18 protein-coding genes are annotated in these 19,814 nt (G+C 72.3%); 13 read left to right on the top strand and 5 right to left on the bottom strand.

Features of this window, described 5'->3' with window-relative positions; translation table 11 throughout:
- The first annotated feature begins 81 nt into the window (after positions 1 to 81).
- Entirely contained in the window at positions 82 to 1,224 is a 1,143-nt protein-coding gene (locus ACH47Z_RS01980) for a glycosyltransferase family 4 protein (RefSeq protein ID WP_399069467.1), read from the top strand.
- Positions 1,225 to 1,275: 51 nt separating this feature from the next.
- Complete coding sequence (locus ACH47Z_RS01975; protein ID WP_399069465.1) at positions 1,276 to 2,913, top strand: GMC oxidoreductase; 1,638 nt, start codon at positions 1,276 to 1,278, stop codon at positions 2,911 to 2,913.
- 22 nt (positions 2,914 to 2,935) lie between these two features.
- Here the strand turns inward: ACH47Z_RS01975 and ACH47Z_RS01970 are convergent, their stop codons facing one another.
- Positions 2,936 to 4,732: an AMP-dependent synthetase/ligase gene (locus ACH47Z_RS01970; protein WP_399069463.1), complete on the bottom strand. Its 1,797-nt coding sequence runs from the start codon at positions 4,730 to 4,732 to the stop codon at positions 2,936 to 2,938.
- A gap of 296 nt (positions 4,733 to 5,028) precedes the next feature.
- Here ACH47Z_RS01970 and ACH47Z_RS01965 point away from each other — a divergent pair, with 296 nt between their 5' ends.
- From ACH47Z_RS01965 to ACH47Z_RS01940, 6 genes are all read left to right on the top strand, one after another.
- Positions 5,029 to 5,826, top strand: a complete 798-nt coding sequence (locus tag ACH47Z_RS01965; protein ID WP_399069460.1) for a metallophosphoesterase — start codon at positions 5,029 to 5,031, stop codon at positions 5,824 to 5,826.
- 110 nt (positions 5,827 to 5,936) lie between these two features.
- Positions 5,937 to 6,404: an SRPBCC family protein gene (locus ACH47Z_RS01960; protein WP_399069458.1), complete on the top strand. Its 468-nt coding sequence runs from the start codon at positions 5,937 to 5,939 to the stop codon at positions 6,402 to 6,404.
- Positions 6,405 to 6,447: 43 nt separating this feature from the next.
- On the top strand, positions 6,448 to 7,623 hold the full coding sequence (locus tag ACH47Z_RS01955; RefSeq protein WP_399069457.1) for an ArsA family ATPase: 1,176 nt from the start codon (positions 6,448 to 6,450) through the stop codon (positions 7,621 to 7,623).
- A gap of 57 nt (positions 7,624 to 7,680) precedes the next feature.
- Positions 7,681 to 8,208: a DUF5304 domain-containing protein gene (locus tag ACH47Z_RS01950; protein ID WP_399069455.1), complete on the top strand. Its 528-nt coding sequence runs from the start codon at positions 7,681 to 7,683 to the stop codon at positions 8,206 to 8,208.
- Between the two features lie 67 nt (positions 8,209 to 8,275).
- On the top strand, positions 8,276 to 9,229 hold the full coding sequence (locus ACH47Z_RS01945; RefSeq protein ID WP_225096762.1) for an ROK family glucokinase: 954 nt from the start codon (positions 8,276 to 8,278) through the stop codon (positions 9,227 to 9,229).
- Between the two features lie 76 nt (positions 9,230 to 9,305).
- Positions 9,306 to 10,079, top strand: a complete 774-nt coding sequence (locus tag ACH47Z_RS01940) for an endonuclease/exonuclease/phosphatase family protein (protein ID WP_399069453.1) — start codon at positions 9,306 to 9,308, stop codon at positions 10,077 to 10,079.
- On the opposite strand, the gene ACH47Z_RS01935 is transcribed toward ACH47Z_RS01940, so the two are convergent.
- Entirely contained in the window at positions 10,076 to 10,651 is a 576-nt protein-coding gene (locus ACH47Z_RS01935; protein ID WP_399069451.1) for a hypothetical protein, read from the bottom strand. The two genes, ACH47Z_RS01940 and ACH47Z_RS01935, sit on opposite strands and share 4 nt — an antisense overlap.
- Positions 10,644 to 11,453 carry an alpha/beta hydrolase gene (locus ACH47Z_RS01930; protein WP_399069449.1) on the bottom strand — a complete coding sequence of 270 codons (810 nt, stop codon included), beginning with the start codon at positions 11,451 to 11,453 and terminating at the stop codon, positions 10,644 to 10,646. Before ACH47Z_RS01930 ends, ACH47Z_RS01935 begins: the two co-directional genes overlap by 8 nt.
- Positions 11,454 to 11,570: 117 nt before the next feature.
- Between ACH47Z_RS01930 and ACH47Z_RS01925 the strand changes: the two genes are divergently transcribed.
- From ACH47Z_RS01925 to ACH47Z_RS01910, 4 genes are all read left to right on the top strand, one after another.
- Positions 11,571 to 12,293, top strand: coding sequence for a lysophospholipid acyltransferase family protein (locus tag ACH47Z_RS01925; RefSeq protein ID WP_399070345.1), 723 nt, complete (start codon positions 11,571 to 11,573; stop codon positions 12,291 to 12,293).
- Between the two features lie 39 nt (positions 12,294 to 12,332).
- Positions 12,333 to 13,541 carry a MacS family sensor histidine kinase gene (gene macS, locus ACH47Z_RS01920; protein WP_399069448.1) on the top strand — a complete coding sequence of 403 codons (1,209 nt, stop codon included), beginning with the start codon at positions 12,333 to 12,335 and terminating at the stop codon, positions 13,539 to 13,541.
- Entirely contained in the window at positions 13,538 to 14,215 is a 678-nt protein-coding gene (locus ACH47Z_RS01915) for a response regulator (protein ID WP_399069446.1), read from the top strand. The genes macS and ACH47Z_RS01915 overlap by 4 nt, the downstream gene beginning before the upstream one ends.
- 123 nt (positions 14,216 to 14,338) lie before the next feature.
- A complete protein-coding gene (locus ACH47Z_RS01910) occupies positions 14,339 to 15,367 on the top strand; it encodes a 6-phosphofructokinase (protein ID WP_399069444.1) in 1,029 nt (342 codons plus the stop codon).
- Positions 15,368 to 15,420: 53 nt separating this feature from the next.
- On the opposite strand, the gene ACH47Z_RS01905 is transcribed toward ACH47Z_RS01910, so the two are convergent.
- Together ACH47Z_RS01905 and ACH47Z_RS01900 are read right to left on the bottom strand one after the other, a co-directional pair.
- Positions 15,421 to 17,277 carry an anthranilate synthase family protein gene (locus ACH47Z_RS01905; protein WP_399069441.1) on the bottom strand — a complete coding sequence of 619 codons (1,857 nt, stop codon included), beginning with the start codon at positions 17,275 to 17,277 and terminating at the stop codon, positions 15,421 to 15,423.
- A 99-nt stretch (positions 17,278 to 17,376) separates the two neighbouring features.
- Positions 17,377 to 17,439 (bottom strand): trp operon leader peptide, encoded by a 63-nt coding sequence (locus ACH47Z_RS01900; protein WP_356021349.1) that lies wholly within the window; start codon positions 17,437 to 17,439, stop codon positions 17,377 to 17,379.
- 392 nt (positions 17,440 to 17,831) lie between these two features.
- Between ACH47Z_RS01900 and ACH47Z_RS01895 the strand changes: the two genes are divergently transcribed.
- On the top strand, positions 17,832 to 19,802 hold the full coding sequence (locus ACH47Z_RS01895) for a choice-of-anchor P family protein (RefSeq protein WP_399069439.1): 1,971 nt from the start codon (positions 17,832 to 17,834) through the stop codon (positions 19,800 to 19,802).
- The last annotated feature ends 12 nt before the right edge of the window (positions 19,803 to 19,814 follow it).

Below are 19,814 nucleotides of genomic sequence, written 5' to 3'. Positions count from 1 at the left end.
GATGTCGTGCCCCGCTGTGTACCTGCCACAGACTCGGCCGTACCCGGCACCGGACGGCCCATTTGGGTAGGGTCGGCGGCGATGCGCAAGACCCTGATCGTCACGAACGACTTCCCGCCCCGGCCGGGCGGCATCCAGGCCTTCCTGCACAACATGGCCCTGCGCCTGGACCCCGACCGGCTGGTCGTCTACGCCTCCACCTGGAAGCGGAGCCGGGAGGGCGCCCGGGCCACGGCCGCCTTCGACGCCGAGCAGCCCTTCACCGTCGTACGCGACCGTACGACGATGCTGCTGCCGACCCCGCAGGCGACCCGGCGCGCGGCCGGGCTGCTGCGCGAGCACGGCTGTACGTCGGTGTGGTTCGGGGCGGCGGCCCCGCTCGGCCTGATGGCCCCGGCGCTCCGCAGGGCCGGTGCCGAGCGGCTGGTGGCCACCACCCACGGGCACGAGGCCGGCTGGGCCCAGCTGCCCGCCGCCCGGCAGCTGCTGCGGCGGATCGGCGAGTCGACGGACACGATCACCTATCTGGGTGAGTACACGCGGTCCAGGATCGCCACGGCACTCGCCCCGGCGGCGGCCCGGCGCATGGCCCAGCTGCCGCCCGGGGTCGACGAGAAGACCTTCCACCCCGCCTCCGGCGGCGACGAGGTCCGCGCCCGCCTCGGCCTCACCGACCGCCCGGTCGTGGTCTGCGTCTCCCGGCTGGTCCCGCGCAAGGGCCAGGACACCCTCATCCAGGCCATGCCCCGCATCCTCGCCGCCGAGCCCGACACCGTGCTGCTCATCGTCGGCGGCGGCCCCTACGAACAGGACCTGCGCCGCCTGGCCCACGAGACCGGCGTCGCGTCCTCGGTCCGCTTCACCGGCTCCGTCCCCTGGTCCGACCTGCCGGCCCACTACGGCGCCGGCGACGTCTTCGCCATGCCCTGCCGCACGCGCCGGGGCGGCCTGGACGTGGAGGGCCTCGGCATCGTCTACCTGGAGGCCTCGGCGACGGGCCTCCCGGTGGTCGCGGGCGACTCCGGCGGCGCCCCGGACGCGGTCCTGGACGGCGAGACCGGCTGGGTGGTGAGGGGCGGCGCCCCGGCGGAGGCGGCCGACCGCATCATCCCGCTGCTCCAGGACCCCGAGCTGCGCAGGAGGATGGGGGAGAGGGGGCGCCAGTGGGTGGAGGAGCGCTGGCGCTGGGACCTGCTGGCGGAGAAGCTCAAAGCCCTTCTCTAAAACATCCCGGAGAGTCTAGGCGGAACCGGAAAATCCGCCCATGCTGCGCGCATGACAGCAAACTTGACGCAGCGTCAGCTGACCAGACGTCACATACTCGGCATGGTCGCCCTGCAAACAGCGGCCACCCTCGGCTTCACCCGTGTCGGACTCCAGTCGGCCCGAGCCGCCGAACCCGCCGCCACGGACAACTCCCCGGCCATCGTGGTCGGTTCGGGCTACGGCGGTGCCGTCGCCGCCCTCCGGCTCGGCCAGGCCGGCATCCGTACCCTCGTCCTGGAGATGGGCCAGTTGTGGAACACGGCCGGCAGCGACGGCAAGGTGTTCTGCTCCACCCTCGCCCCCGACCAGCGCTCCATGTGGTTCCGCACCCGCACCGAGGCCCCGCTCGCCACCTTCCTGTGGCTGGACGTGGTCAACAAGGCCATCAGCTCCTACCCCGGCGTCCTGGACCGCGTGCACTACGACAACATGTCGGTCTTCGTCGGCCGGGGCGTCGGCGGCGGCTCGCTCGTCAACGGCGGCATGGCGGTCACGCCCGTGAGGTCGTACTTCGCCGAGCAGTTCCCGGCCGTCGACGCCGACGAGATGTACGGCACCTACTACCCGCGCGCCCGCACCATGCTCGGCGTCAACACCATCGACCCGGCCTGGTTCGAGTCCACCGAGTGGTACCGGTTCGCCCGCACCTCCCGGAAGGCCGCCGGCAACGCGGGCCTGAAGACCACCTTCGTGCCGAACGTCTACGACTTCGGCTACATGCAGCAGGAGGCCGCCGGTACCGCCACCAGGTCGGCGCTCGCCGGCGAGGTCATCTACGGCAACAACCACGGCAAACGCAGCCTCGACAAGACCTACCTGGCCGCCGCCCTCGGCACCGGGAACGTCACCATCCACACCCTGGAGAGGGTGAAGTCCGTCAGCCGGGCGAGCGACGGGTCGTACGTCCTCACCGCCGACCGGATCGACACCACCGGCGCGGTCGTCGAGACGAGGAGCTACAGCTGCACGTACCTCTTCCTCGGCGGCGGCAGCCTCGGCACCACCGAACTCCTCGTCCGCGCCCGGGACACCGGCACCCTGCCCGACCTGACCGCCGACGTCGGCGCCGGCTGGGGCACCAACGGCAACACCATGCTCGGCCGCGCCAACCACATCTGGGACACCGTCGGCGCCGACCAGGCCACCATGCCGGTGATGGGCATCGACGACTGGGCCAACGCCGACAACCCGGTCTTCGCCGAGATCGCCCCGCTGCCCATGGGCTTCGAGCACTGGGTCAGCCTCTATCTGGCGATCACCAAGAACCCCGAACGGGCGTCCTTCTCGTACGACTCCTCGTCCGGGACGGTCAAGCTCGGCTGGACGCCCGCCCAGAGCGCGGTCTCGGTGGCCATGGCCAAGAAGCTGTTCGACCGGATCAACCTGGCCAACGCCACCATCTACCGCTACGACCTGTTCGGCTCCACGAGCAAGGTCTTCGCCGACGACTTCACCTACCACCCCCTCGGCGGCTGCGTCCTCGGGAAGGCGACGGACGCCTACGGCCGCGTGAAGGGGTACGACCGGCTGTACGTCACCGACGGCTCGCTCGTGCCCGGCAACATCGGCGTGAACCCCTTCGTCACCATCACCGCGCTCGCCGAACGCACGATGGCGCGGGTCCTCGCCGAGGACACCGCGCCATGAGCCAACTGCCGTACGTGGCCCGCTACTTCTGGTAGATCGCCTCGATCTCCGAGGCGTAGTCCTTCGCCACCACGTTCCGCTTGAGCTTCAGCGACGGGGTGAGGTGGCCCGACTCCTCCGTGAACTGGGAGGACAGAATGCGGAACTTCCGCACCGATTCCGCCTTCGACACCGCGGCGTTGCCGTCGTCGACCGCCGCCTGGATCGCCGCGTTCAGATCCGGGTCGTCCTTCAGCGACGCCGCGGTGGAGCCCGCCGGCTTGCCGTGCTCCTCGGCCCAACGGCCCAGGAACTCCTCGTCGATGGTGACCAGCGCGCCCACGAACGGCCGCCCGTCGCCCACCACCATGCACTCCGCGACCAGCGCGTGCGCCCGGATCCGGTCCTCGATCACGGCCGGGGCGACGTTCTTGCCGCCCGCGGTGACGATGATCTCCTTCTTGCGGCCGGTGATCCTGAGGTAGCCGTCCTCGTCCAGGGTGCCGATGTCACCGGTGTGGAACCAGCCGTCGGCCAGCGCCTCCGCCGTCGCGCCCGGGTTGTTCCAGTACTCCTTGAACAGGTGCTCGCCGTGCAGCAGCACCTCGCCGTCGTCCGCTATGCGGATCACCGAACCGGGCAGCGGCTGGCCGACCGTGCCGATCTTCTGCCGGTCCCACGGGTTGAACGCCGTCGCCGCACAGGACTCGGTCAGGCCGTAGCCCTCCAGCACGGTGAAGCCGATGCCCCGGAAGAAGTGGCCGAGCCGCTCGCCGAGAGGGGCACCGCCGGAGATGGCGTACTCGCCCCGGCCGCCGAGCACCGCGCGCAGCTTGCTGTAGACCAGCCTGTCGAAGACCTTGTGCTTGACCTTCAGGCCGAACGACGGGCCGGAGGCGCTGTCCAGCGCCTTGCTGTAGGCGATCGCGGTGTCCGCCGCCTTGTCGAAGATCGCGCCCTTGCCGTCCGCCTGCGCCTTGGCCCGCGCGGAGTTGTAGACCTTCTCGAAGACGCGCGGGACACCGAGGACCAGCGTCGGCCGGAACGCGGCCAGTTCGTCGGTGAGGTGCTTGATGTCCGGGACACAGCCCAGCTTGATGGGCGCCATCATCGGCGCGATCTGCACCAGGCGCCCGAAGACGTGCGCGAGCGGCAGGAAGAGCAGCACCGAGCACTCGCCGGTGCGGAACAGCGGGCGCAGCCGCTCCACGATGTTGCCGCACTCGGCGAAGAAGCTGCGGTGGGTGAGCACACAGCCCTTGGGGCGGCCGGTCGTACCGCTCGTGTAGACGATGGTCGCCGGGTCGTCGGCCTTGGCGAGCGAGCTGCGCTCCTCGACCGTCTGGTCCGAGACGTCCTGCCCGAGCCGCCCCAGCTCCTCCACGCCGCCGGCCTCGATCTGCCAGACGTGCTTCAGCGCGGGCAGCGACTCGCGCACCGACTCCACGGCCGCCGCGTGGCCCGCCAGCTCCACGATGCACGCGGTCGCGCCCGAGTCCGACAGGATCCACCGCACCTGCTCCGGCGAGCTGGTCTCGTACACCGGCACGGTGACCGCGCCCGCGCTCCAGATCGCGAAGTCCAGCAGCGTCCACTCGTACCGCGTGCGGGACATCAGGCCCACCCGGTCGCCCGGCTGCACTCCGGCGGCGATGAGGCCCTTGGCGGCGGTGTGCACCTCGGCCAGGAACTCCCGGGCCGTCACGTCCTGCCAGGCACCGCCGGCCTTGCGGGCGATGACGGCGACGTCGGGATGCTGCGCGGCGTTTCTGCGGACGATGTCGGTCAGATTGCCGTCCGCAGGGACCTCGTACAAAGCCGGAAGGCTGAACTCGCGCAAGACTGCTGCTCCTCATAGGGCGCCGGCGCCACGACACTGTGTGATGCGACGGTGCGGTCCAAGGCTCGGGCTGGTGCTCGGGTCTTCGGTGGTTGAAATCCAGAGCACGACTGGACTGCCCGGACGTTACCGGTCGGTATGGCCTTCCCGACAGGGGGTTCGAGCCAGATGTTCGCTGCGTCACACACGTTGGCGTTCCTTCGCGCACAGTAGTCCACGGCTGAACCGACCGGCGAGTAACCGCAGGCCGGACCGGCACTGTTCACGCACACCGCACAGGCCTACCCTTGATCACCATGGCATCCTCACGCTCGGCGGGCCGGCGGACCCGCGTCCACGTGGTCAGCGACGTGCACGGCAACGCCCGGGACCTGGCCCGGGCCGGTGAGGGTGCCGACGCCCTGATCTGTCTGGGTGACCTCGTCCTCTTCCTCGACTACGCCGACCACTCGCGCGGCATCTTCCCGGACCTGTTCGGCGAGGAGAACGCCGACCGCATCGTCGAGTTGCGCACGGCCCGCCGCTTCGAGGAGGCCCGGGAGTTCGGCGCCCGGCTGTGGGGCGGCATCGGCACCGACCGGGCCGCCGCCATCGAGAAGGCCGTGCGCAAGCAGTACGCCGAGATGTTCGCCGCGTTCCCGACCCCGACGTACGCCACCTACGGCAACGTCGACATGCCGCCTCTGTGGAGCGAGTACGCCCGCCCCGGCACCACCGTTCTCGACGGCCAGCGGGTGGAGATCGGCGGCCGCACCTTCGGCTTCGTCGGCGGCGGCCTCAAGACACCGATGCGGACGCCGTACGAGATCGACGACGAGGAGTACGCGGCGAAGATCGAGGCGGTCGGCGAGGTCGACGTGCTGTGCACGCACATCCCGCCGGAGGTTCCCGAACTGGTCTACGACACCGTCGCCCGCCGCTTCGAGCGCGGCAGCCGCGCCCTGCTGGCCGCCATCCGCCGTACGAAACCCCGCTATTCGCTCTTCGGACACGTGCACCAGCCGCTGGCCCGCCGGATGCGGATCGGCTCGACGGAATGCGTGAACGTGGGCCACTTCGCCGGGACGGGCAGGCCCTGGGCGCTCGAATGGTGACCCTCGGGACACGGGGTGAGGGCGGCAGGTCGGTGGCGCGGTAGCCTTCACGCTGCACACACGTGCGCACGACGATCTCAGTACGGCCCGCATCTGGAGGAGCCACGGCGATGGCGGAACACACCAGCTCGAGCATCACGATCGAGGCGGCACCGGCCGACGTCATGGCGGTGATCGCCGACTTCGCGCGCTACCCGGACTGGACCGGAGAGGTGAAGGAGGCGGAGGTCCTCGCGACCGACGCCCGCGGCCGCGCCGAGCAGGTCCGCCTCGTCATGGACGCCGGAGCCATCAAGGACGACCAGACCCTCGCCTACACCTGGACCGGTGAGGACGAGGTCTCCTGGAGCCTGGTGAAGTCCCAGATGCTCCGCTCCCTGGACGGCTCCTACCTCCTGAAGCCGGCCGGCCAGGGCGCCACCGAGGTCACCTACCGGCTCACGGTCGACGTCAAGATCCCGATGCTCGGCATGATCAAGCGCAAGGCGGAGAAGGTCATCATCGACCGGGCGCTGGCGGGTCTGAAGGCGAGGGTGGAGTCGGGGGAGGCGCCGGCGGAGGCGTCGGGGGAGAAGTAGTCACCCCGCGCACCACTCGCGCACGGCGGTACCGTTCACCCTCATGCGCACCATCCTGATCATGGGCCCCGGCGGCAGCGGTCGTACCACGGTCGCCGCCGCGACCGCACAGCGCGCCGCCCGCGAGGGCCTGCGGACGCTGTTGCTGAGCGCCGACCGCACCGACACCCCCGGCGCGGCCCTGGGCCCCGCGACAGGACCGGTGCCGGAAGAGGCCGCGCCGGACCTCACCGTCTGGCGGCCCGACGCGGTCGACCGGTTCCGGGAGGACCTCGCCGCCTTCCAGTCCCGCGCCGCGAACGTCCTCGACCTGCTCGGCGCCTCCCGGCTGGACGCCGAGGAGGTCACCCCGCTGCCCGGCGCCGAGGAGCTGTCCTTCCTGCGCGCGCTCAGGGACGCCGCCCTCTGCGAGCGCTACGACCTCCTCGTCGTCGACCTCCCGCCCCTCCCGCAGGCCCTCGCCCTGCTCGGCCTGCCCGAGGAGCTGCGCCGCTATCTGCGCCGCCTGCTCCCGCCCGAGCGGCAGGCGGCCCGCGCCCTGCGCCCGGTCCTCGGCCGACTGGCCGGGGTGCCGATGCCCGCCGACTGGCTGTACGAGACGGCGGCCCGCTGGGACGTCGAGCTGGCCGCCGTCGAGGCCGTCCTCACCGACCGCGCGACCGTCGTACGCCTGGTCGCCGAGCCCGGCCCGGCCGGCGCCGACGCCGTCCGCACCGCCGGCCTCGGCCTCGCCCTGCGCGGTCTGCGCACCGAGGCACTGATCGCCAACCGCACCCTGCCCGAGACCGCGCCCGACACCTGGCTGGCCGGGCTCCTCGCCCAGCAGCGCAAGGCCCTCGCCGACTGGCAGGAGCTGCCGTACGACGTCCACCCCGTCCCCCACCTGGGCCGGGACCCGCGCGGCGACGACGACCTCGCCGCCCTCGCCGTACCCGGCGTCAACCCGTCGCCCGCCCCGGTCGGGTGGCCTGTCACCGACCGGATCGCCGAGGACGGCGTCCTGGTCTGGCACATCCCGCTGCCCGGCGCGGTACGGGACGAGCTGGACCTCATCCGGCGCGGCGACGAACTCGTGATCACCGTGGGCCCGTTCCGCCGCATCGTCCCGCTGCCCTCCGCCCTGCGCCGCTGCACCGTCGCCGGGGCCGGGCTGCGCGAGGGGGAGCTGCGCATCCGGTTCGCCCCGGACCCCGACCTGTGGCCCGTCGCCGGACGGTGAACGGGAAACGCCCGTTCGGGTAACGTCGTACGGGCGAACCGTAGTCAGGAGTCCGCCATGAGCGAAGAGCGCCCCGCAGCCGACTCGTCCGCCGGCTCGTACGAGGAAGAGGAACACGGGAAACAGGGCCCCGCGGCCGACGCCGACGCCTGGGCGACCGCCTGCGCCGAGGATCTGGAGGCCGAGAAGGCCCGCCGCCGCACCGAGTACGGCCCGCAGCCGGGCTCGGCCGCCGAGGAACTGAAGAAGTTCGTGGACACGGTCGCCGACAAGCTGTCCGGCCTCCAGTCCCCCCTCCTCGGCGGCCTCGCCGGACCCGCCGCCCAGCAGGTGGTACGGCAGGTCGTCCAGCAGGCCAAGGCCGCCGTCGAGCCCGTCATAGAGCGCAACCCGGACGTCTTCGACCACCTGGCCGCGGCCGGCGGCGAGCTGCTGGCCGCCTACCGCTCCGCCGTCCAGGCCCAGGAGCGCCGCTGGACCGCCCGCACGTCCGAGGACCTGACCCGGGAGCGGCCCGAGGACAAGCGCGACCGGCGCGACGGGGGCGAGGGCACCGGTCCGGGGGAGCGGATCGACCTGGACTGAAGCGCTTTCCCGGCAGGGCCTCGGGTACGGTTGGCCGTAGCGGGGCTCGACCGAAACTGAGGGATTCATGGGACTCACCATCGGCGTCGACATCGGCGGCACCAAGATCGCGGCCGGCGTGGTCGACGAGGAAGGCAACATCCTCTCAACCCACAAGGTGCCGACCCCGGGCACGCCCGAGGCGATCGTGGACGCCATCGCCTCCGCCGTCGAGGGCGCGCGCGCCGGGCACGAGATCGTCGGCGTGGGCATCGGTGCGGCCGGTTACGTGAACCGGCAGCGCTCGACGGTGTACTTCGCGCCGAACATCGACTGGCGCCAGGAGCCGCTGAAGGAGAAGGTCGAGGCCCGCGTGGGCCTCCCGGTCGTGGTCGAGAACGACGCCAACGCCGCCGCCTGGGGCGAGTACAAGTTCGGCGCCGGCAAGGGCCACCGCAACGTCATCTGCATCACGCTCGGCACCGGCCTCGGCGGCGGCATCATCATCGGCAACAAGCTGCGCCGCGGCCACTTCGGCGTGGCCGCCGAGTTCGGCCACATCCGGATGGTCCCGGACGGCCTGCTGTGCGGCTGCGGCTCGCAGGGCTGCTGGGAGCAGTACGCCTCCGGCCGCGCCCTGGTCCGCTACGCCAAGCAGCGCGCCAACGCCACCCCGGAGAACGCCGAGCTGCTGCTCTCGCTGGGCGACGGCACCCCGGACGGCATCGAGGGCAAGCACATCTCCATGGCCGCCCGCCAGGGCGACCCGGTGGCCGTCGACTCCTACCGCGAGCTGGCCCGCTGGGCCGGCGCCGGCCTCGCCGACCTGGCCTCCCTCTTCGACCCGTCCGCGTTCATCGTCGGCGGCGGCCTGTCCGACGAGGGCGAACTGGTCCTCGACCCGATCCGCAAGTCCTACAAGCGCTGGCTGGTCGGCGGCAACTGGCGCCCGGTGGCCGACGTGATCGCGGCCCAGCTGGGCAACAAGGCGGGCCTGGTGGGCGCGGCGGACCTGGCCCGCGAGCCCGACCCGATCATGTGAGAAGCATGAACTGAAGAAGGGGCGCGGGGCTGGACAAACCCCGCGCCCCTGAGCTGTTGGGCGTACATTGATCGACATGGAGCCGCTCCCCAACTCCCGCACGGACCCTGACGGTTCACCCCTGATCCGCGTCCTGAGCTACAACATCCGCTCCATGCGGGACGACACGGACGCGTTGGCCAGAGTGATCACCGCCTGCGCCCCCGACCTGGTCCTGATCCAAGAGGCCCCCCGCTTCTTCCGCTGGCGCAAGAAGCTGGCCCGCCTGGCAGCGGCCTCCGGGCAGGTCATCCTCACCGGCGGAGCCCCGGCGGCCGGCCCCGCGATCCTCTGCTCACTGCGGGCCACCGTCGAGCGCACGGAGGACGTGCTCCTCCCGCTCACTCCCGGCCGGCACCGGCGCGGCCTCGCCACGGCGGTGGTCCGCTTCGGCGCCGCCCGCCTGGGCGTGCTCAGCTGCCACCTGAGCCTGCGGAGGGACGAGCGCCGCGCGCAGGCCGGGATGCTCCTCGACCGCCTCGCGGGCATGGGCGTGGAGCACGCCGTCGCCGGCGGCGATCTCAACGAGACCCCTGACGGCCCCGCCTTCCGGCTGCTCTCCGGCGCCCTTCAGGACTGCCGGGCCGTGGCCCCCTGGGGCGGCGAGGAGACCTGGAGATACAGCGAGCCCCACCGCCGTATCGACGCGGTCTTCGCCACGAAGGGCGTCGAGGTGCTCGGCTGCGGGGTCCCCCTGGACCAGCCCGGCGTCACCCGGCCCGACCTGATCGCGGCCACGGACCACCTCCCGGTCCTGGCCGCCCTCAGAATCCCGGCCGGCGGAGGCGTCGCCGGACCACCGCGTCGCTAGACGACGGCGCCCCGCCCCGGGTCGTCGCCCTCGTCGTCGTCCGTCCGCATCCGCATCACCAGCGCGGCGAAGCCGCCGAGGAAGCCGCCGACGCCCAGGGTGGTCAGCCACCACGTCATGTCCCAGCCGAGCAGCACCGCCAGCAGCAGCAGGATCGGGCCGCCGACGACGCCCAGCCAGGCGAACTTGGCCGTGGTGTCCGCCGTCGGGAGCGGGGGCGGCTCCGGCGGGACGAAGTGGCCCTCGTCGTCCTCGTCGAAGTCGTCCTCGGAGGGCTCCGGCGCCGTGTAGTCGCGCGGACCGATGCCGGGGGCGAAGGTGACCGAGCTGCCCAGCGCGGGCTGGACGGGCGGTGCACCGGCAGAGCCGTCCTGCTCGCCCTCACCGTTCTTCTCGGCGTCCATCGCCGGCAGCGCGAGGTCCTCCACCGGCTTGAAGGGCTTCGCGCCCGGTGGGTCCGGCGGCTCCGCGCCGTACCCGGCGACGATGGCCCGCCAGGCGGCGTCCTCGTCGAAGGGCACCCCCTGCTCGTCCGGCTCGCGACCCTCGCGGTCCGAGTCGTGCTCAGCCAACTGAGGCCGTCCCTTCCTTGCCGTCCTTGCCCGCGCCGTCCTTGCCGACGCCCGCACCGGTCGCGAGCCGGCCGATGAAGGCGAGGCTCTCCTCGAAGATCCGGTCCGCATCCTCGTCCAACGTCGCCACGTGGTAGCTGTGTTCCAGCACGACTTCCGATACGTCCGTGGACGACACCCGGCTCAGCACCCGGGCCGAGTCGGCGGCCGGCACGACATGGTCCTGCGCGCTGCGCAGCAGCAGCAACGGCTGGGTGACCTGGGGCAGTTCGCCGTCCAGGCGGCGCAGGAACACCCGCAGCGAGTGCGCCGCGTGCAGCGGCACCCGGTCGTAGCCCAGCTCGGCCGCGCCCTCCTTGGCGATGTCGCTGGCGATGCCCTTCGTCGTCCGCACGAGATGCCGGGCCACCGGAAGGGCGTACGCCGACAGGCCGTGCACCTTGTTCGCCGGGTTGACGACCACCGCGCCCGTGACCCGCGCGCCGTGCCGGGCCGCGAGCCTGAGGGCCAGCGCGCCGCCCATCGACAGGCCCGTGACGAACACCCGGGAACAGCGCTCGGAGAGCAGGCGCAGCTCGCGGTCCACCTCCGCGTACCAGTCCTGCCAGCTCGTGACCTGCATGTCCTCCCAGCGGGTGCCATGGCCGGGCAGCAGCGGCAGCGACACCGTCAGGCCGTGGGCCGCGTGATGCTCCGCCCAGGGGCGCAGCGACTGGGGCGAGCCGGTGAAGCCGTGGCAGAGGAGGACCCCCACCTCCCCGCCCTCGTGGCGGTACGGCTCGGCTCCGGGGAGAAGTGGCATGTGCTTCACCGTACGCGACCGCACTGACACCGACCAGGGTCGTCGGGTCCTTTCACGGTCCTGCGGGTTAAGGTCTGTTCGACGGAAACGGGAGGCACACGGGTGTTGTACGGCACGATGAAGGTCGCCATCGGAGGACCGCTGAAGGTCGCCTTCAGGCCCTGGGTGGAGGGGCTGGAGAACATCCCGGCCGAGGGCCCGGCCATCCTGGCGAGCAATCACCTGTCCTTCTCGGACTCGTTCTTCCTGCCCGCGGTCCTCGACCGCAAGGTCACCTTCATCGCCAAGGCCGAGTACTTCACCACCCCGGGCGTGAAGGGCCGGCTGACGGCGGCCTTCTTCAAGGGCGTCGGCCAGCTCCCGGTGGACCGCTCCGGGGCGCGCGGCGCCGGCGAGGCCGCGATCAAGAGCGGCATAGAGGTGCTGGAGCGCGGCGAGCTGTTCGGCATCTACCCCGAGGGCACCCGCTCGCCCGACGGCCGGCTCTACCGGGGCAAGCCCGGCGGCCTCGCGCGCGTGGCGCTCGCCACCGGCGCGCCGGTCATCCCGGTCGCCATGATCGACACGGAGAAGATCCAGCCGCCCGGCAAGGTGATGCCGAAGCTGATGCGGCCCGGCATCCGGATCGGCAGGCCGCTGGACTTCAGCCGCTACGCCGGCATGGAGCACGACCGCTTCGTGCTGCGCGCCCTGACCGACGAGGTCATGTACGAGATCATGAAGCTCTCCGGCCAGGAGTACGTCGACATGTACGCGACCGCTGCCAAGCGGCAGATCGCGGAGGCGGCGAAGGCGGCCAAGGAGGCCGAGAAGGCCAAGGAAGCGGAGAAGAAGGCGTAAGCCCGAGGGGCTTGACGGAGGGGCTGGGGGCCGGGGGAGATGCCCAAGCGCGAGCGTGTCCTGCGGATGTCGGTCGAGCTGCCGCTGTGGCGCGCGCTCGCCGGCTACCGCGTCCTGACCATGCTGTACGCCATCGGCCTGTGCGCCACGGCGTACTCCCACTTCGTGCGCCCCTGGGTCGCCGTCGCCTACTACGCCGTCCTGGCCGTGTGGACCCTCGCCACCCTGCCCAGGGTGGCGAGCGAGGCCGCCTGCACCAAGCGCTTCCTCGCCGTCGACCTGGCCATCGCCCTCACCGGCATCCTGCTCACCCCGCTCGCCGACAACCACGAGCGGATCGCGGGCGGCGGCCCCACCCTGCCGTCGATATGGACCGCCGGCTCGGTGCTGGCCTTCGCCATCAAGGGCGGCTGGCGCTGGGCGGCCGTCGCCTCCACCGCCGTGGCGGCCGTCAACCTGGTCGAGCGCGGTCACCCCGCCCGGGACACCGTGCACAACGTGATCCTCGTCTGGGTGGCCTCCATCGCCATCGGCTACGTCGTGGAGGTCGCCCGCGCCTCCGAGCGCACCCTCGCCCGCGCCCTGGAGATCGAGGCCGCGACCCGGGAGCGGGAGCGGCTGGCCCGGGACATCCACGACAGCGTGCTGCAGGTGCTGGCGATGGTGAAGCGCCGGGGTGCGGCCCTCGGCGGCGAGGCGGCCGAGCTGGGCCGGCTGGCCGGGGAGCAGGAGGTGGCGCTGCGCACGCTGGTTTCCGGCGGCCTGCTGCCGGTGTCCCGGCTGTCGGAGGACGCGGCCGCCGGGGCCGTCGTACGCGCGGTGGACGAGCCCGACGACGACGGTCCGGTCGATCTGCGGCAGCTGCTGGCCCCCTACGCGGCTGCCCGGGTGAGCCTGGCCGAGCCCGGTGCGCCGGTCGGGCTGCCCCGGCCGGCCGCGCGGGAGCTGGCGGCGGCGGTGGGCGCCGCCCTGGACAACGTCCGGGCGCACGCGGGCGAGGAGGCCCGGGCCTGGATCCTGGTCGAGGACGAGCCGGACGAGATCGTCGTGACCGTCCGGGACGACGGCCCCGGCATCCCCGAGGGCCGGCTCGCCCAGGCCGAGGGCGAGGGGCGGCTCGGGGTCGCCCAGTCGATCCGCGGCCGGCTGCGCGACCTGGGCGGCAGCGCCGAGCTGATCTCCGTCCCCGGGCAGGGCACGGAGGTCGAACTGAAGGTACCGAAGAAGGCGAAGGCGGAGCGTCGATGAGCGAGCAGCGGGACCCGATCAAGGTCATGGTGGTGGACGACCACCCCATGTGGCGCGACGCGGTCGCCCGGGACCTGGCCGAGTCCGGCTTCGAGGTGGTCGCCACCGCAGGCGACGGCGAGCAGGCGGTGCGCCGGGCCAGGGCCGCCGCCCCCGACGTCCTCGTGCTGGACCTCAACCTGCCCGCCAAGCCCGGCGTCCAGGTCTGCAAGGAACTGGTCGGCCACAACCCGGCGTTGCGCGTTCTCGTGCTGTCCGCGAGCGGTGAGCACGCCGACGTGCTGGAGGCGGTGAAGTCCGGCGCGACCGGCTATCTGCTGAAGTCGGCCTCCACCGAGGAACTGCTGGACGCCGTGCGCCGTACCGCCGTGGGCGACCCGGTGTTCACGCCGGGCCTCGCCGGACTGGTCCTCGGCGAGTACCGCCGCCTGGCCTCCGAACCGGCCCCCGCCCCGGACGCCGACCAGCCCGGCGCACCCCGGCTGACGGACCGGGAGACGGAGGTGCTGCGGCTGGTCGCCAAGGGGCTGAGCTACAAGCAGATCGCCGAGCGCCTCGTCATCTCCCACCGCACGGTCCAGAACCACGTCCAGAACACCCTCGGCAAGCTCCAGCTGCACAACAGGGTCGAGCTGGTGCGGTACGCCATCGAGCGCGGCCTCGACGACGAGTGACCCCGAGCGCGGCCCGAAGCCCCCGCGCATGCTCCGGAATCACCCGTCCCGCCCCTCCCGGTGTGACCTGAGTCACCGTTAGCGTGACCAAATGTCAGGAAACCGCGGCGAAGGGACTTTTCCATGCGGGTCGGAGTACTGACCGGAGGCGGCGACTGCCCCGGGCTCAACGCCGTCATCCGGGCCATCGTCCGCAAGGGCGTGCAGGAGTACGGCTATGACTTCACCGGCTTCCGGGACGGCTGGCGGGGTCCCCTCGAAGGCGACACCGTCCGTCTCGACATCCCCGCGGTGCGCGGCATCCTGCCCCGCGGCGGCACCATCCTCGGCTCCTCGCGCACCAACCCCCTCAAGGCGGAGAACGGCATCCGCCGGATCAAGGACAACCTGGCCAAGCTCGACGTCCAGGCCCTCATCGCGATCGGCGGCGAGGACACCCTGGGCGTCGCCGCGCGGCTGTCCGACGAGTACGCGGTGCCCTGCGTCGGGGTGCCCAAGACGATCGACAACGACCTGTCGGCCACCGACTACACCTTCGGCTTCGACACCGCCGTCAACATCGCCACCGAGGCCATCGACCGGCTGCACACCACCGCCGAGTCCCATATGCGGGTCCTGGTGGTGGAGGTGATGGGCCGGCACGCCGGCTGGATCGCCCTGCACTCGGGCCTGGCCGGCGGCGCCAACGTCATCCTCGTCCCCGAGCAGCGCTTCGACGTCGAGCAGGTCTGCGCCTGGGTCACCTCCCGCTTCAAGGCGTCGTACGCGCCGATCGTGGTCGTCGCCGAGGGCGCCATGCCGAGGGACGGCGACATGGTGCTCAAGGACGGCTCGCTGGACTCCTTCGGGCACGTCCGGCTCTCCGGGGTCGGCGAGTGGCTGGCCAAGGAGATCGAGCGGCGCACCGGCAAGGAGGCCCGCACCACGGTCCTCGGCCACGTCCAGCGCGGCGGCACGCCCAGCGCCTTCGACCGCTGGCTCGCCACCCGCTTCGGCCTGCACGCCATCGACTGCGTCCACGACGGCGACTACGGCACGATGGTCGCCCTGCGCGCCACCGACATCGTCCGCGTCCCGCTCGGCGAGGCCACGGCCAAGCTGAAGACCGTGGACCCGAAGCTGTACGAGGAGGTCGGGGTCTTCTTCGGCTGAAACAGCGCCGCAGCTGTGGGCCGGATGCCCGGCCCACAGCAGGCGTCACGGCGTCACGGCTGCTGGAGAAGTGCTCCCTGCAGCAGTTCCGCCACGATCGCCCGGCCGTTGAGCGTCAGTACGGACTCCGGGTGGAACTGCACCGACGCGAAGCGCGCCGCGCGCAGCCCGTGCACCTCCCCGTTCGCCGCCCGGCTCACCTCGATCCCGTGTGCGGCCAGCTCCCGGGCCGCCTCGTCGTCGCACCGTGCCACGAAGCTGTTGTAGAAGCCGACGGTCTCCGCCCGCCCGAACAGGTCCACGGTCGTCTGCGCCCCCTGGTACGGCACGTCCTTCCGTACGATCTCCAGCCCCAGCTCGGCCGCGATCAGCTCATGCCCGAGGCAGACGCCGAGCACCCCGTGCCGGTGCTCCCGGAGCACGGTCGCCGTCAGCTCCCGCAGGAACCGCATCTTCGGATCGGTCAGTTCGGACGGGTCGCCGGGGCCCGGGCCCAGCACGACCGGCCCCTCGTGCGTGAGCACCGCGTCCCGCAGTCCCGGCTCGTCGAACCGCCGGACGGTCACGTCGAGGCCGCCGGAGCGCAGCACGTGCGCGAGCATCGCGGTGAAGGTGTCCTCCCCGTCGACGACCATGGCGTGCCCCGCCAGTTCCCCGGACCGCTCCTGCATCCGCAGCCAGAAGGGCGCCAGCGAGGCCCGCCGCCCGTCCAGCGCGGCCCGCACCCGGGGATCGTCGGCGAGCCGGGGCCGCTCCCGCTCCTCGCGCGGCCGGGCCGGCCGTACCCCGAGCGCCGCCAGCACGCCCGCCGCCTTCGCGTGCGTCTCCGCGACCTCGCTCGCCGGATCCGAGCCGCGTACGAGTGTCGCCCCGACCGGCACCCGCAGCCGCCCGTCCGCGCCGATGTCGGCGGTGCGGATCAGGATGGGGGAGTCCAGGGTCTGCGCGCCCCCGGAATCCCGGCCGAGCAGCGCCAGCGCCCCGGCGTAGTACCCGCGCCCCCCGGCCTCGTACCGCTCGATCACCCGGCACGCGTTCTGCACCGGCGAGCCGGTGACCGTCGCCGCGAACATGGTCTCCTTCAGCACCTCCCGCGCGTCCAGGGAGGACTTTCCGCGCAGCTCGTACTCGGTGTGCGCGAGGTGGGCCATCTCCTTCAGCCGCGGCCCGACGACGACCCCGCCCATGTCGCCGACGGTGCACATCATCTTCAGCTCCTCGTCGACGACCATCGACAGCTCCTCGATCTCCTTGCCGTCGGCGAGGAAATCCAGCAGGTGCTCGGGCGTCGGGCCCTCGGCGGGATAGCGGTACGTCCCGCTGATCGGGTTCATCACGACCGTCCCGCCCGACATCCGCACATGCACCTCCGGGCTGGCCCCGACCAGGGTCCGCTCTCCCGTATGCACCACGAACGTCCAGTACGCGCCCCGCTCGCCCGCCAGCAGCCGCCGGAACAGCGCGAGCGCGTCGGCCCGCCCGAACCCGGGGATCTCGCCCTCGTACGTCCGCCGGATCACGAAGTTCGCGCCCTCGCCCCGGCCGATCTCCTCGGCCAGCACCCGCCCGACGATCCCGGCGTACTCCTCGTCCTCGATGTCGAACCCGCCGCCCTCGACCCGGACTTCGTGCCGGGGGAGCTGCTCCAGGGCCTGTTCCAGCGGGATCTCGTACGACTCCTCGGGGATCAGCACCAGCAGCGGGGTGGCGTCGTCGCGGACGTCGAAGCCGCGCTCGCGGATCTGCCGGAACGGGACCAGCGCCAGGCCCTCGTCGGGGAGGTCGGCCAGCCGGTCGCGGGCCGTGACGGGGCCCCGCAGCAGCTCGACCATGTCGTGGTCGCGGCCCGGTGCGCGGCGGCGCAGGAGGGCGAACGGGCGGTCGTCGTCCAGCAGTTGGGGCAGGTCCATGGCTCCTCGGTTCCTCTTGACGGTGGGAGGAACGGCCCGGCCCTGGAAACACCGAAGGCCGCCCCTCGGGCGGCCTTCGCGAAGTGTGGGTACGCGCAGTCAGTGGGCCGCCGGATGAGCGGTCCACCACCAGTTCTGGTTCATGGGTGAGTGCGCGAACATGTCCCGCACCCTACCCGATCCGGCCAAGCCTTGGCGGGTTCATCCGTCCGACACCCGCTTCCCGGAGGCTTTCCCCGGCCCGTGCGCGTCCGGCGACCCGCTGCTTCACGCCGTCCCCACACCGCCCTCACGCCCGGCATGCCGACGCTCCGCAAACGGAAGTAGGCCGAAAAAACAGGCAATTGAGCGTCATTTATTGACGCGTACACGATCTGACTCCCAGTCTTCCCCCGGACCGCTGTCGTCCCACGGGGGAGGAGAAAGTCATTTCCACATCACTGTCATCACGGCCGCACTCGCGGACCAGACGGCGCGCCGCACGGGCGCTGACCGTCCTCGCCGCCGCGGCGGCACTCGGCGCCGCACCGCTCGCCACCGCACAGGCCGCCACCATGCCGGACGTGACCGGCGGCGGCACCACCGCGATCCACTACCGGGGGCACACGTTCACCGTCCCCGCCGACTGGAAAGTCGTCGACCTCGACAAGAATCCGGCCACCTGCGTCCGCTTCGACCGGCACACCGTGTACCTCGGCACACCGGGCGCCCGGCAGAACTGCCCCGCCGACGTGACCGGTCGCACCGAGGCGCTGCTCGTCCAGCCCTCGAACGCCACCAGGACCGCCGTCACCGAGAACCCCACCTCCCGGACGTACAGCGCGACCGCCGCCGGCATCACCGTCACGGCCGGCTACGGCGGTGACCGTGCCGGGATCCAGCGGGTGCTCGCCAGTGCCGGGCTGCCGGTGGCCTCGGCGCGGACCGCGGCGCCGTCCGCCGCGCCGGCCGCGCTCGCCGTACCGGCCGACGCGACCTCGTACCAGGGCACGGGCTTCGACGCCTGCGCCGCCCCGAGCCAGGCGGCGATGGACGCCTGGAAGGGCTCCTCCGGCTACGGGGCCGTCGGCGTCTACATCGGCGGCGAGAACCGCGGCTGCTCCCAGGCGAACCTCAACGCCCAGTGGGTGCAGACCCAGTACACCAACGGCTGGCGTTTCCTCCCGATCTACGTCGGCAAGCAGGCCACCGCCGACTCGGGCAGCTGCGGCGGCCACTGCACGGTCATCACCGACCCGGCCCCGCAGGGCAGCGCGGCCGCCGACGACGCGGTCGCGCAGGCGAAGGCGCTGGGCCTCGGCGCGGGCTCGGTGATCTACGAGAACATGGAGAACTACCCGCCCGGCGGTGACAACACCTCCCGGGTGCTCGCCTACCTCGACGCCTGGACCAAGCGGCTGCACGACCTGGGCTACCGCTCCGGCGCGTACGGCGGCGGGGCGTCCCTGACCCCCGACCTCGTCGCGGCGGCCGGCAGGATCACCCTGCCGGACGTGATCAACACCGCCCGCTGGAACAATCAGGCGACGACCGACGACCCGGCGATCCCGGCCAACCTCTGGGCCGACCACCAGCGCGTCCACCAGTACGCGGGTGATCTGTTCGAGACCCACGGCGGCGTCCGGATCGGCATCGACCGCGACTTCATCGACGTCGGGGCCGGCAGCACGCCGCCGCCCCCTCAGAAGAAGACGACCAAGCTCGCCTACACCGGCCCGAAGACCGTCTCCGACGGCTCCCCGGCCACCTTGTCCGCGACCCTCACCACCGACGCCGGCGCACCCGTCGCCGACAAGAAGGTGAGCTTCGCGCTCGGCGCCCAGGCCTGCGACGGCACGACGGACGCCCAGGGCGCGGCGAAGTGCACCATCGCCTCGGCCGACGCCCCGCTGACCGCCGACGCGACCGTCCCGGTCAAGGCGTCCTTCGCCGGCGACGACGGCTACCTGCCCTCCGAGGTCACCGACACCGTGCGGCTCCAGTACGTCACCGGGCGGGCCTACGGCCTCTCGGCCGACGTCTCGCTGCTCGGCCTGCCGGTGGTGTCCGTCCCGCCGACGCCCGACACGGGCACCGTGCGCACCGCGGGGGCGAGCACCACGGCCCCGCCCTGCACGGCCGACGTCAACACGGTCGTGCTCACCTCGAAGACGCTGTGTGCCCGGGTCGACACCAAGGCCGGACCCGGCAGCGCCACCTCCACGGCGTCTCTGGAGGAGGCCACGGTCGGCCTGCCGGGTCTCCCCGTCCTCGAGGTGTCCGGGGTCAGGGCCGTCTCCACCAGCACGTGCGGCGCGGTGTCCGGCGGCACGGACCTCACGCTCACCGTGGCCGGTGTCCCGGTCAAGCTCGACGGCAGCGTGAACGAGTCCGTCGACCTCGGTGTCGTGGGCACCAAGCTCGTGGTGAACGAGCAGGTCAGGACGGCGGACGGCGGCCTCACGGTCGACGCCGTGCACCTGACCGCCCCCGGGGTGGACGTGGTCATCGCGTCCAGCACCTCGGCGGCGCACAACTGCGGCTGACCGCCGCCGGGA

This window comes from Streptomyces sp. NPDC020192, assembly GCF_044388685.1.
Taxonomy (GTDB): domain Bacteria; phylum Actinomycetota; class Actinomycetes; order Streptomycetales; family Streptomycetaceae; genus Streptomyces.
The sequence above is the reverse complement of the archived record's forward strand: the minus strand, read 5'-3'. Positions and strand labels throughout refer to the sequence as shown.

What these genes read in the sequence shown, in the direction of transcription:
- ACH47Z_RS01980 (WP_399069467.1), top strand. Translation starts at nt 82, where the DNA reads ATGCGCAAGACCCTGATCGTCACGAACGACTTCCCGCCCCGGCCGGGC.
- ACH47Z_RS01975 (WP_399069465.1), top strand. Translation starts at nt 1,276, where the DNA reads ATGACAGCAAACTTGACGCAGCGTCAGCTGACCAGACGTCACATACTC.
- ACH47Z_RS01965 (WP_399069460.1), top strand. Translation starts at nt 5,029, where the DNA reads ATGGCATCCTCACGCTCGGCGGGCCGGCGGACCCGCGTCCACGTGGTC.
- ACH47Z_RS01960 (WP_399069458.1), top strand. Translation starts at nt 5,937, where the DNA reads ATGGCGGAACACACCAGCTCGAGCATCACGATCGAGGCGGCACCGGCC.
- ACH47Z_RS01955 (WP_399069457.1), top strand. Translation starts at nt 6,448, where the DNA reads ATGCGCACCATCCTGATCATGGGCCCCGGCGGCAGCGGTCGTACCACG.
- ACH47Z_RS01950 (WP_399069455.1), top strand. Translation starts at nt 7,681, where the DNA reads ATGAGCGAAGAGCGCCCCGCAGCCGACTCGTCCGCCGGCTCGTACGAG.
- ACH47Z_RS01945 (WP_225096762.1), top strand. Translation starts at nt 8,276, where the DNA reads ATGGGACTCACCATCGGCGTCGACATCGGCGGCACCAAGATCGCGGCC.
- ACH47Z_RS01940 (WP_399069453.1), top strand. Translation starts at nt 9,306, where the DNA reads ATGGAGCCGCTCCCCAACTCCCGCACGGACCCTGACGGTTCACCCCTG.
- ACH47Z_RS01930 (WP_399069449.1), bottom strand. Translation starts at nt 11,453, where the DNA reads ATGCCACTTCTCCCCGGAGCCGAGCCGTACCGCCACGAGGGCGGGGAG.
- ACH47Z_RS01925 (WP_399070345.1), top strand. Translation starts at nt 11,571, where the DNA reads ATGAAGGTCGCCATCGGAGGACCGCTGAAGGTCGCCTTCAGGCCCTGG.
- macS (WP_399069448.1), top strand. Translation starts at nt 12,333, where the DNA reads ATGCCCAAGCGCGAGCGTGTCCTGCGGATGTCGGTCGAGCTGCCGCTG.
- ACH47Z_RS01915 (WP_399069446.1), top strand. Translation starts at nt 13,538, where the DNA reads ATGAGCGAGCAGCGGGACCCGATCAAGGTCATGGTGGTGGACGACCAC.
- ACH47Z_RS01910 (WP_399069444.1), top strand. Translation starts at nt 14,339, where the DNA reads ATGCGGGTCGGAGTACTGACCGGAGGCGGCGACTGCCCCGGGCTCAAC.
- ACH47Z_RS01905 (WP_399069441.1), bottom strand. Translation starts at nt 17,277, where the DNA reads ATGGACCTGCCCCAACTGCTGGACGACGACCGCCCGTTCGCCCTCCTG.
- ACH47Z_RS01895 (WP_399069439.1), top strand. Translation starts at nt 17,832, where the DNA reads ATGCCGGACGTGACCGGCGGCGGCACCACCGCGATCCACTACCGGGGG.